Below are 11,756 nucleotides of genomic sequence, written 5' to 3'. Positions count from 1 at the left end.
TTATGATTCAGTTTTTTTATTTTTGACAAATGAAAAATGCTCTATTTGTACCGTGTAATTGAATCGTGTTAAATCCTACAGATTTTAAAGAGTTAATAATTTCGTCTTTAGAGTAACATGCTTCTTTAAAAGAAAAGTCACTTCTTTTCCAAGTTTCATTTGTATGAGGGGTAAATAATATAAAATTCATTTCTGCTTTTTTGTTTTCATTATCATATGTAGAATCAATCGTACAAGCATATTCCGTTTCTGAAATGTGAAAGGACGCGTTCCAGTTTTCTAGAAAACCTTTCTCCATATTCATATCAAATACGAATGTACCTTCGCTATGTAATACGGAGTAAACATTATGAAAAATACTTTTTAATTCATCTAATTTCAAAATATGGTTTAAGCTATCGCCAGTAGAGATAACATATTGAAATTGCTCATTTATATTGAAATAGCGAGCATCATCGACGATAAAGGCTGCGTCTGGAGCGTTTTGACGTGCGTATTCAATCATTTGAGCAGAACCATCTATACCAGTTACTACAAAATGATTATCAATTAACTTCTTAGTAAGCTGACCAGTCCCGCAGCAAAGATCTAAAATATGAGAATGTGGTGGTGCATATTGTAAAACGAGTTTTTCCAAAAGTAGATAGGCTTGTTCAGCATAATGCCCCCAATGCTTATTATAAATGGATGCGAAAATATCATAATTAGAATAAATTAGTTTTTTAGACATATGTATTCACCCCGAAATTCATTACATTATAATAGTCATGCTTCGTTTTAATTTCAAAACCACATTGTGTATATAGTTTTAAAGCATTGTTATTTTTCGTTTCGACGTCTAATTCAATTGTTGAAACTCCTTTTGTAATAAGGGTATGTACCATGGACTTAAGAATATCTTTTCCATATCCTTTACCTTGATAAGAAGGATGAACGGCGAATCCTGATAGAGTAGTAGATTGATCTTGCTCAGAAACTGTAATCGTTCCTATCACTTTTTCATCGATACGAGCATTATAAACTTGATGGGAAGATGAATTCATCATCTTTTGTAACCATGTAGTGGTATTTTCTACTGAATCTCCAAACGCTTTACTAGAAATTTTAATAAGATCAAGAAGTGATTTTGAAGATGCAAGAGTGAGCTGTATAGCATTTTTCGTTGTTTTTTGCACTTCATTTGCTTTGAACGCCATACTATATTCACTATATAAATAAGGCAGATTCATATGTATTGCAAATTCTTTCCCAGAAGCAGACTCTCCATTCATAATAATAAGAGCTTCATCTGCCTCTCTTATTCGTATTTCTTTCATTGCGGTTTGTAAAAGAGTGGTGCCTATATGTTGTTTCCTATAGTTCGGATGAACAAACCCTATTAACTCCAGTTTTGTCGGTCTTTCAAAGTCATACATACTTAATGCACCGACTAATTTTGTATCGTCATAAAATAGAAAATCATTTATCTCTTCTTTGTTACGAGTAGTTAAAAAGTTTACATGTAAATCTGACGAGTAATCAATTTGGTCGTGTTGCCCGCATATATGAGCTAAATCTTTCATTTGCTGAATTTCGTTTCCTGTTAAAGATTTCTTTTGTTCAATATTCATTTCATAATCCCTCTCATTCGTATTTAAAAATAGGATGGATGACTTAGCCACTTTTCTAACTCCACACTGCCCTGAACGGATAATAACCGGTACAAATATCGATAGGGACGTCTACATTCTGCAAGATTAGGAATAGGCATAATGGTTTCGTAACCTTGTTTAAAAGTATGAGCTTCCTTTTCTGTAAATACATATTCTAAGCTTATAAAATCAAACTCACGAGGAGCAACTGCGTAAGCTTCTGTATCTACTAAACCTGTAATAGTTGAACCATCTGATAAAAACTGAGTAGGGTCCATATCAATTAAAACGAGCGTTGCTTCCTTTGGTGCTGGTAAGGAAGAAAGCTGTGATTCAAAAGTAGGAAATGCATTTTGTATGCTTTCATTATCGGAATAAAACATATTCACGAGTTCTTTACTCACATTTAAAATGTGTGATTGGAATTCATCTAGTGTAACTTGGAATGAGCCTGACACATTTCCTATGTAATTAGCTTTAAATTTATGTATTTCTGCAAGTCCTTTACCTAGACTGAATAAAGTAGTATCTGGTTGCCCGATAAAAGATTGAACTGTGTTACCTACTAACTTTTCGACCAAAACGAATTCACGGCCATTTAAAATATGTTTTTCTAATATTGTTGGGATGGGAAGATTCGTATGTTCTTGCAGCAATGTATGTACAGTTTCTAAATGATGTACGTTCCTTGGATCAATCCCAAATAGATTTTTGCATCCCCACCAAAAATCATTATTTGGCTCTTCATTCATTTTAGAAGAACGAACGATGACTTCTGCATCTTCTGTTCGGACGAGAAACACATCGCTTGCATGTTCTTCATAACCTGGGTGTAAAGTTTGAACAGATAAAATAGGTGAAGTGAATAGTTGTTGTAGCATGAAGTGACTCCTTTTTTCTGTAAATTCTATAAATTGATTATATAACAGAACATGTACCAAGTGGATAACGATGGGAAAAACATAGAACTTAAATAAATTTATGATGAGAAATCTGTGTGAAAATTATATTTCTCTAGTTTTGTGTGAATTATCGAAATAATATTTCTGATGATAATTCTGAAAAAATGCCTGAATATCAATCTCGTATTTTTCAGTAAATGAAGAGTTAAGAGTTCTTTTATGAGAGTTATAATGTGGGTTATGAAAAATATTTCTCAATAATAAAATGAAGAGAAAAATATGAAGAAGTAGAATAGATTCCTTTATAATAGTTTTAAATTAATTAATATTATTAATTATATTAGATAGGAGAGAATATGATGGCAAATGTACTCGTAATAAATTTCCCTGGAGAAGGTCATATTAATCCGACTTTAGCTATTGTTAATGAGTTAATTCAGCGAGGGGAAACAGTTGTTTCGTATTGTATTGAAGATTATAGAAAGAAGATTGAAGCAACAGGTGCAGAATTTCGAGTGTTTGAGAATTTTCTCTCTCAAATTAATATTATGGAACGAGTAAATGAAGGTGGGAGTCCTTTGACGATGCTATCTCATATGATTGAAGCATCAGAGCGTATTGTTACTCAAATTGTAGAGGAAACAAAAGGTGAAAAGTACGATTACTTAATATACGATAATCATTTTCCAGTAGGACGTATTATAGCGAATGTTTTACAATTACCTAGCGTTTCTTCTTGTACAACGTTTGCTTTTAATCAGTACATTACTTTTAACGATGAACAAGAATCGAGAGAAGTAGATGAAACGAATCCATTATATCAATCCTGCTTAGCGGGAATGGAAAAATGGAATAGGCAGTATGGAATGAAATGTAATAGTATGTACGATATTATGAATCATCCTGGTGATATTACTATCGTATACACTTCAAAGGAATATCAACCACGTTCAGATGTATTCGATGAATTGTATAAGTTTGTCGGTCCATCAATTGCTACTCGAAAAGAAGTAGGAAGCTTTTCTATGGAAGATTTAAAAGGTGAAAAAGTAATTTTTATTTCTATGGGAACAGTTTTTAATGAGCAACCTGCCCTGTATGAAAAATGTTTTGAAGCGTTTAAAGGTGTAGAAGCGACAGTCGTATTAACTGTTGGTAAGAAGATAAATATAAGTCAATTTGAAAACATTCCGAATAACTTTAAGGTGTATAATTATGTGCCGCAATTAGAAGTCTTACAACATGCTGATGTATTCGTAACACACGGTGGTATGAATAGTTCGAGTGAAGCACTATATTACGGTGTCCCGTTAGTTGTAATTCCGGTAACGGGAGATCAGCCTTTAGTTGCGAAACGAGTGACCGAAGTAGGGGCTGGAATAAGGCTTCATCGTAAAGAATTAACTGCTGAATTATTACGTGAGACTGTAAAGAAAGTGATGAATGATGTAACGTTTAAGGAAAATAGTCGTAAAGTTGGAGAGTCACTCCGAAATGTTGGTGGATATAATAAGGCAGTTGATGAAATATTTAAAATGAAAATGAATTCATACTCAAAACTTAAATAAATGTTTGGAGCACACTTACTGTAATATGTAAGTGTGTTTTTATAAATAAATTACATAAAAAATCACTGTAAAGGTGAAACTTTTGTGTATATAAACTGATATCTTTGAATTAGTAGTAAAATTACGTTAAAATAATACTAAGAAAATATATAAGTTTTGGGGGTAATGAATGAAGAAAGTATTTGAATACGTATTATTAACAATTGGCTCAGTTATTGTAGCGGGTTCATTGGAGCTTATTTTAGCACCTAACGGATTAGTAGATGGCGGGGTAACAGCCATTGCTATTATGGCGAATAAAGTTGCAGGACTACCGCTTTATGGCGTGTTTTTAGGAATTAATATCCCAATTTTATTATTTACTGCAAGAGTAATGGGGAAGAAGTTCTTCATCCGTACATCTTATGCAAATATTGTTACAACACTCGGATTAATCTATTTAAAACCATTTCCGGCGATTACAACTTCTGAATTATTAATTGTACTTTATGGTGGAGTACTGTTTGGAATTGGTGTTGGAATTGTTGTTAAAATGGGGGGAGCAATAGATGGATCAGAAATGTTAGCAGTTTGGATGAACAAACACTTTAAAGTACCAATTAGTACATTTTTACTTGCTGTAAATGCAGTTATTTTCATCTTTGTTGCCATTCTATTTTCAATTGAACAAGCGATGTTTTCATTAGCAATTTTCTATATTGTTACGAAGATGATTGATTTCATATTAGATGGTATTAATCAAGGGAAGAGCGTTATGATTATTTCTGGTAAAAATAAAGAAATAGGCGATCTACTTATGAAAGAATTGCAATTATCCGTTACGTATCTACATGGAGAAGGTGGTTTTTTAGGGGAACATAAGAGAATCATTTACTGTATTACAAACCGTTTCATTTATCCGAAAATGAAAGATCTCGTTCTCTCTGTAGATCCAACTGCTATAATTGAAGCGTCTTATTCAACAGAAACAACTGGTGTTAAGCGTCCGGGAAGGACAGCGAGATCGGAAAAATAGTGAATGAAAATAGCTCCACGTAAGTATAACTTGCGTGGAGCTATTTTTGTTTAGGGAACCAAACTTTTTTCAGTAATTTGACAACAGTCTCGATACAATCCTCTGGAATACTGCCAAAACCGAGCAATACATACGACTCCTCCCGTGCATTATGAACAGAATCGTATGTCGAGAGAGGGTATAACTTAATACGTTGTTTTGCGGCTGCATGAATAAGTTCTTGCTCGTTCATCCCGTTATGAACGTGAAGTACAATATGAAGTCCGGATTGTTCACCGAGTATTTGAACGTTATTTCCCATTTCGTTTGTTATAGATTTAATTAAAGAAATGTGTTTTCTTTTATATAACGTACGACTTCGGTTAATATGACGTTCCCAATCACCATTTTGAATAAAGGTAGCGAAGGTAAGTTGTTGCAGCGTAGAAACGGTTTGTTTAAACATACCATCAAGTTCTTTATAGGCTCTTAAAAGGTGAGGTGGTAAAACGATATATCCCATTCGTAAAGAAGGTAAAAAAGATTTCGAAAAAGTTCCCATATAAATAACACGTTCATTTGAATCTAGCCCTTGTAAAGAAGGAATAGGTTTTCCAATATAGCGAAATTCCCCATCATAATCATCTTCAATAATATACCCCTTACAATCATTCGCCCATTTTAATAACTCGAGTCTTCTAGATAACGGCATAATGATTCCGAGTGGAAATTGGTGAGATGGAGTGACATATGCCACATTGGAACCCGATTCACGTAAAGCAGAAATATGAATCCCTTTATCATCTAAAGGGATAGGGTGAACAGGAAGGCCAGAACTTTGAATCATAGCAGGTATACGGTGAAATCCAGGGTTTTCGATTCCGTATTCTTTTTTTGAACCAAGTAGTTGAAGTAGTAGCCAAAGAAGAGGTTGCGTACCTGCTCCAATAATAATTTGATCAGGTGAAGAATGTACCCCACGAGCATGATATAGATACTTTGAAATATGTTCTCGTAGAACGAGCTCACCTTGAGGATCTTCTTTAGCAAATAATTCATTTTCATACTGAAAGAAAGTTTCGTGTAATGCTCTTTTCCAGTTTGTTATTGGAAAAGATTTTTGATCAATAAGTCCCTGACTACAATCATAATCATATTGTTCTTTTTCTTTATTGTTAGCACTGTTTGACGCAATTTTCTGTTTCTTTTGAATGACATCAATATCAACTTCCGCAACAAAAATCCCGCGTTTCGGTTTACTTTCTACATACCCTTCAGCTAGTAATTGTTGATAAGCGGATTCAACTGTAATACGGCTTACATTAAGTTGCATAGCTAAATTTCTGTGAGAAGGAAGGCGTGTACCAGCACGTAGTGATCCATGAGAGATTTCTCGTTTTAAATATTCATAAATTTGTAAGTAAATGGGTGTTTTACTTTGTAACACTAATGAGATATTCAGATCCATTCGTAGACACTCCTTTTCATACTGGCCTTATAAAAAAGAATAGAACTGTCACTTAAGCTAAGGGCAGTCGCTTTCTATAATGATGATATAACATTTAGAAAATTTTATAAATAGTAAGGGGCGAATCATAATGAATATTAAAGCAGTAGTGACAGAAGAGGATTTACATGATGTATTTCCCGTATTACAGCAATTACGAACAAAACTTTCAAGAGAAGAGGCAAGTTCTTTATTTCAAAAAATGAAAGAAGAAAATTATAAGCTATTTTCGCTACGTAATGAAGATGAAGAACTTGTTAGTCTAGCTGGTGTAGCGATTTGTACGAATTTTTATAATGAGAAACATGTTTTTGTATATGACCTTGTAACTGCGGAAGCTCACAGATCAAAAGGATATGGTAATGTTCTGCTGTCATATGTAGAAAAGTGGGGGAAAGAAAATGGTTGTAGTTCTATCGTACTTACATCTGCGTTTCCAAGAATTGATGCACATCGTTTTTATGAAAGAGAGGGCTTTGATAAGGTAAGCTATTCTTTTTATAAAGCGTTATAATACCAAGTAGGTTCCGTGTATAAAAATATGTGGAACCTATTTTCTTGTTCAGATTTGAGCTAGGGACAGGTCTAGTAATATAATTTGTTGAATATTAGAAATTAACAAGGGAATATTGCATTTAGAGAATGTTAGGAGCGTTTATACTTGGAAAAAATAAAGAAATTATCTATACCAAATGATGTAAGAGTCATCATTATTTCTGATATCCATGGAGAATTAGATCTTTTTAAGGAATTATTACATAAAGTTAATTTTAAAGATGAAGATTATTTAATTATTAATGGTGATCTTTGTGAGAAAGGAAGGAATAGTATTGGCGCCGTAAACTATGTGATGGATTTAGTAGTTAGTAAGCCAAATGTTTATGTAATAGAAGGGAATTGTGAAGTTGTAGTTGAAGCACTTGTAAACGAAAATCCTGCGCTAATAAATTATTTATGTACGAGAAAGAACACAATTTTCAATGAATGCTAGCACAATTAAATATTACTGTTAATGAAGAAAGTGATATTTGTGAAGTGAAAAAGAAAATATTAAGCTGAAATAGGAGGGATGTAACCTCCTATTTTTTTATTACTTTTTTAAAGGAGTAGATTGCTTGCTGTCTTTAATAAGTAAATAAATCGTACTTGGTAAAATGATAAGTGTCATTCCTAAAATAATCGCTAGTATGCCATAACCTCTATACGGAGCAGAAACGATAAATGGAAGCCCGGCTAGGAAAATCCCTGCTATCATCATTGAAATACTACTAATATTTGAAGCTCTTTTTTCAAGGTGCTTATCATTCCATTCTAATGAAACGGTTGATTTAGTCGTATCAATTTTGGAACTGAAATAGCCTATTAATATAAATAAAAGCCCTAATGCTAAAAATATGAAATGATCAAGAGGAAGTGAAAAGCCAAGAGCGATAAGGGCAATGACAATATCGACAAAAAATAAGAATAGTAAAATCGTATTACCGGTCCATAGAAGAAATTTCTGGTTACTCATCGCTTTAGATAAAGCTAAAAATAAAAAGAATACGAAGGAACATATAATTATATTTACGATTACAAAAGTGCTTTTATCCATCGTTGATGTAGGCGTTCCATTGAAGTCCCATTTCGTAACAATATTTGATGGTAAGAAGAAATAGAGAATAATATTTGTCGTAATAATAGTGAGAAATAAAGCAATACTAAATCGATTATTCACTGGATCACCAGCTTTCTACATGAATAATTGGTATCTTATAACAAAATTATACAATAGAATAAACGATATTTGTTTTGATTTTTCTGAAAAAATATTATAATTATATATGAAATAAAGAGGATTGTAGGAGGGAATTATGCAAAACGTAATAGTAAAAGGGGATAAAGTAACAATTCGTACAATTGAAGAATCAGATATAAAAACATTATGGAACCTCGTATTTAAAGAAGAAAATCCAGAATGGAAAAAATGGGATGCACCGTATTTTTCGTTTTCAATGCAAGAATACTCATCCTATAAGGAGAAGATGCAAACTCGTTTAAAAGAAGAACCTCTATCCAATTTAATTATAGAAAATAACGGTCAAGTTATAGGGACGGTCGGATTTTATTGGGAGCATAAACCGACGCGTTGGTTGGAGATGGGAATTGTGATTTATAATCCAATTTACTGGAATGGTGGATACGGTACAGAAGCGTTAACGTTATATCGAGATTTGTTATTTGAAAAGATGGAGATTGGTAGAGTAGGGCTCACGACTTGGTCTGGTAATGAACGAATGATGAAAGTAGCTGAGAAAATAGGGATGAGCTTAGAAGGTAGAATGCGCAAATGCCGATACTATAACGGAACGTACTACGATTCTATTCGAATGGGAATGATTCGTGAAGAATGGGAAGCGCTATGTGTAACAAAGGGGTGAAGAAGTATGTACGCTATTATTGCTACATTTGATCGTGTGTTTACTAATAAAATTACAGAATTGCAAAATGAATTAACAAATATCATTGGCACAAATCAATTAGCCGGAGTAGAACCTCATATTACGTTAGCTGATTACAATGAGTTAGATGTTCATTTATACACGGAGAAGTTAGGGAAGTTTGTAGCTGTTCAAGAGAATATGGCTGAGGTAACTTTTCCTTCTGTTGGAATTTTTCCTACTAACGGAACGGTCTTTCTAGCACCGACTGTTACCGATGAATTGTTAAAACTTCACCATACTTATCATGATTATTTTAAAACTTTTCATGACAACCCAAATTCATATTACGTACCGGGAAAGTGGGTTCCGCATTGTACGATTGCAAATAGGTTACATACAAATCAGTTTTTAAGTGTAATGGAATATATATATGAAAAATCTGATTTTGCAACGGCTTCAATTGAAAAATTAAAATTAATTAAGGTGAATTATGAAAATGCTTCTGCCATTTCTTCTAGTATATTAGCAGAATATAATTTAAAGAGAATGGAGACATCGAGATGACATATGTAATTAGAGAAATGAAGCAAGAAGATATTCATGCTGTACAATCAGTAGCGAAAATAGCTTGGCATGATACATACGAAGGCATTATTCCTAGAGAGATTCAAGACAGCTTTTTAGACGAGGCCTATTCTGATGAAAAAATGAAATATCGTCTTGAAAATACACATTTATTGGTTGCGGAAGAAGAGGGAGAAGTAATTGGCTTTGCAAATTTTTCACCTGTTAGACTGCAAAACGAAGCGGAATTAGGAGCAATTTATTTGTTACCAGATCAGCAAGGGAAAGGGATAGGAAGTGCTTTATTACAAAAAGGGTTAACGGTATTAAAAGGAATTCGGAAACTATATATTCATGTAGAAGCAGCGAATGAAAAAGGAAAACGTTTTTATGAAGCGAAAGGTTTTGCACAATTAGAGGAATTTGAAGAAGATTTTGAAGGACATATGATGCAGACAGTAAGGATGGTTTTATACGTATAAGGAGGACCGGTAATGAAAATTTTTGATTGTAGTGAAGAAGTGGGAAAGCAAATCACAGCATTTCAATCTAATTTCATAATGTCGAAAATATTAAATCATCAAGGGAATATACATATCGGTGCTATGCATTTACGAGAGAATGGAATAATTGGATATCATGAAGCAGTTGTATCGCAACTGCTTCTTATTGTGGACGGCGAAGGATATGTATGTGGGGCAGATAAAGAAAAAGTGAAGGTGGAAGCGGGACAAGCTGTGTTTTGGGAGAAGAGGGAGCTTCATGAGACGAGTACAGAACATGGATTAATGCCTATTAAAGAGGAGAGTTGTGAAAAATGATAGAAAAGGCAAATCGAGAAGAAACGAATGAAATAATACAGTATGCAGCTCAATCACTTTTTGAAGGTGCGAGGGGAAATTGTCAGTTAAGTACAGAGAAAGCGATTGAAATTACAAGGCCGATTGTAGAAAAGGGAGCGTATTATTTAGTCGTTAAAGAAGAAAACAGTGTAATGGGATGGATATTAATAGGGGAAAATACGGACTATTTTTCTCATGAAAAACTAGGGTTTATATACGAATTGTATGTTTTTCCAGAGTACCGCGGGAAAGGATTGTCAAGAAAATTAATGGAGGCTGGTATTAAGGAATTACAAAAGAATTATTCAGAAATTCGTTTGAATGTATTTGCTGGAAATTTTGCAAAAGAGATGTACGAAGAGTTTGGTTTTGTTGAAAGACAGGTAATTATGACTTTGAAGTGAGAATAATAGTTTGAACGGGAGAAGAGAAAGAATGAGAAAAGAAAATGAGTATGTTGCGTATTTACAAAGTTTGTATCCTGAATTACAAATAAATTCCGTGTATATAAATGAAATAGGTCAAAATAATGATGTGTTAATTGTAAATGATAATATAGTATTCCGTTTTCCGAAATATGAAAAAGGTATTCAGAAACTTCGAATAGAAAAACAGTTACTAGAGAGAATAAGACCCTTCATTACGCTTCAAATTCCCAATCCAAGTTATCAAGGGTTTCAAGATGAAGTACCAGGAAAAGTATTTGCAGGATATGAGATGATTGAAGGGGACCCGTTTTTGAAAAATATTTTTACGGAAATAAATGATGAAAAGCAATTACAGACACTTGCATGCACATTGGCGAGATTTTTAAAAGAGTTGCATGAAATTCCATTATCTACATTTGAAGGTATTATGCAATATGATACTACTGATATGTATTCAGAAATAAATAGTTTGTATAGTCAATTAAAAGATTATGTTTATCCATACATGAGAGAAGAGGCGAAAAAAGAAGTTTCGAAATCTTTTGAAATGCATTTGAATGAAGAGAGCCATTTTAATTTTACACCCAGTCTTGTTCATGGGGATTTTGGCATGACAAACATTTTATATAGTGCAACAAAAAAGGATATTTCAGGGGTCTTAGATTTTGGTGGTGCGAGCATTGGAGATCCTGCTTATGATTTTGCAGGGATATTAGCTAGTTATGGAGAGGAGTTTTTACAACTATTTGAAGCCTATTATCCTAATTTAGAAGCAGTAAAGGAGCGAATGTATTTTTATAAGAGTACATTTGCGCTTCAAGAAGCATTATTTGGTGTACTAAATAATGATAAGAAAGCCTTTGAAGCTGGAATAGCACAGTATGTATAAAAAGCCGA

At 33.3% G+C, this 11,756-nt stretch carries 14 protein-coding genes and 1 pseudogene; 10 read left to right on the top strand and 5 right to left on the bottom strand.

Translation table 11 applies throughout. The features are described from left to right. Positions 1-16: 16 nt before the first annotated feature. Genes CO726_RS19350 through CO726_RS19340 form a run of 3 tightly spaced genes read right to left on the bottom strand, consistent with a single transcriptional unit; the run spans position 17 to position 2,512 of the window. On the bottom strand, positions 17-730 hold the full coding sequence (locus CO726_RS19350) for a class I SAM-dependent DNA methyltransferase (RefSeq protein WP_099685345.1): 714 nt from the start codon (positions 728-730) through the stop codon (positions 17-19). Further along, positions 723-1,610 (bottom strand): GNAT family N-acetyltransferase, encoded by an 888-nt coding sequence (locus CO726_RS19345; RefSeq protein ID WP_099685344.1) that lies wholly within the window; start codon positions 1,608-1,610, stop codon positions 723-725. The genes CO726_RS19350 and CO726_RS19345 overlap by 8 nt, the downstream gene beginning before the upstream one ends. A 23-nt stretch (positions 1,611-1,633) precedes the next feature. Continuing rightward, entirely contained in the window at positions 1,634-2,512 is an 879-nt protein-coding gene (locus tag CO726_RS19340; protein WP_099685343.1) for a nitrate reductase, read from the bottom strand. 380 nt (positions 2,513-2,892) lie between these two features. On the opposite strand from CO726_RS19340, the gene CO726_RS19335 reads away from it, so the two are divergent. Both CO726_RS19335 and CO726_RS19330 read left to right on the top strand, forming a co-directional pair. Continuing rightward, positions 2,893-4,101: a macrolide family glycosyltransferase gene (locus CO726_RS19335; protein WP_099685342.1), complete on the top strand. Its 1,209-nt coding sequence runs from the start codon at positions 2,893-2,895 to the stop codon at positions 4,099-4,101. A gap of 169 nt (positions 4,102-4,270) precedes the next feature. Further along, positions 4,271-5,116 (top strand): YitT family protein, encoded by an 846-nt coding sequence (locus CO726_RS19330; RefSeq protein ID WP_099685341.1) that lies wholly within the window; start codon positions 4,271-4,273, stop codon positions 5,114-5,116. Positions 5,117-5,156: 40 nt separating this feature from the next. On the opposite strand, the gene pdxR is transcribed toward CO726_RS19330, so the two are convergent. After that, entirely contained in the window at positions 5,157-6,563 is a 1,407-nt protein-coding gene (gene pdxR, locus CO726_RS19325) for a MocR-like pyridoxine biosynthesis transcription factor PdxR (protein ID WP_099685340.1), read from the bottom strand. Between the two features lie 130 nt (positions 6,564-6,693). Here pdxR and CO726_RS19320 point away from each other — a divergent pair, with 130 nt between their 5' ends. Both CO726_RS19320 and CO726_RS19315 read left to right on the top strand, forming a co-directional pair. Next, the gene (locus CO726_RS19320) at positions 6,694-7,116 is read left to right on the top strand and encodes a GNAT family N-acetyltransferase (protein WP_099685339.1); all 423 of its coding nucleotides are present in this window, start codon (positions 6,694-6,696) and stop codon (positions 7,114-7,116) included. Positions 7,117-7,263: 147 nt separating this feature from the next. Further along, positions 7,264-7,658: pseudogene (locus CO726_RS19315) on the top strand (metallophosphoesterase); the annotation flags it as partial. Between the two features lie 34 nt (positions 7,659-7,692). Here the strand turns inward: CO726_RS19315 and CO726_RS19310 are convergent. After that, positions 7,693-8,319: a DUF1648 domain-containing protein gene (locus tag CO726_RS19310; protein ID WP_098761231.1), complete on the bottom strand. Its 627-nt coding sequence runs from the start codon at positions 8,317-8,319 to the stop codon at positions 7,693-7,695. Positions 8,320-8,455: 136 nt separating this feature from the next. Between CO726_RS19310 and CO726_RS19305 the strand changes: the two genes are divergently transcribed. Genes CO726_RS19305 through CO726_RS19280 form a run of 6 tightly spaced genes read left to right on the top strand, consistent with a single transcriptional unit; the run spans position 8,456 to position 11,748 of the window. Beyond that, the gene (locus CO726_RS19305) at positions 8,456-9,022 is read left to right on the top strand and encodes a GNAT family N-acetyltransferase (RefSeq protein WP_099685337.1); all 567 of its coding nucleotides are present in this window, start codon (positions 8,456-8,458) and stop codon (positions 9,020-9,022) included. 6 nt (positions 9,023-9,028) lie between these two features. Beyond that, positions 9,029-9,589: a 2'-5' RNA ligase family protein gene (locus CO726_RS19300; RefSeq protein WP_099685336.1), complete on the top strand. Its 561-nt coding sequence runs from the start codon at positions 9,029-9,031 to the stop codon at positions 9,587-9,589. Further along, positions 9,586-10,071 carry a GNAT family N-acetyltransferase gene (locus tag CO726_RS19295; protein WP_098761228.1) on the top strand — a complete coding sequence of 162 codons (486 nt, stop codon included), beginning with the start codon at positions 9,586-9,588 and terminating at the stop codon, positions 10,069-10,071. Before CO726_RS19300 ends, CO726_RS19295 begins: the two co-directional genes overlap by 4 nt. Positions 10,072-10,083: 12 nt before the next feature. After that, complete coding sequence (locus tag CO726_RS19290) at positions 10,084-10,410, top strand: cupin (RefSeq protein WP_099685335.1); 327 nt, start codon at positions 10,084-10,086, stop codon at positions 10,408-10,410. Beyond that, entirely contained in the window at positions 10,407-10,835 is a 429-nt protein-coding gene (locus CO726_RS19285; RefSeq protein WP_099685334.1) for a GNAT family N-acetyltransferase, read from the top strand. Before CO726_RS19290 ends, CO726_RS19285 begins: the two co-directional genes overlap by 4 nt. A gap of 31 nt (positions 10,836-10,866) precedes the next feature. Beyond that, entirely contained in the window at positions 10,867-11,748 is an 882-nt protein-coding gene (locus tag CO726_RS19280; RefSeq protein WP_099685333.1) for a phosphotransferase family protein, read from the top strand. The last annotated feature ends 8 nt before the right edge of the window (positions 11,749-11,756 follow it).

The sequence above is a fragment of the Bacillus fungorum genome, from assembly GCF_002746455.1.
In the GTDB taxonomy this organism is placed as follows: Bacteria; Bacillota; Bacilli; order Bacillales; family Bacillaceae_G; genus Bacillus_A; species Bacillus_A fungorum.
This window is presented reverse-complemented; position numbering and strand designations above follow the sequence as displayed.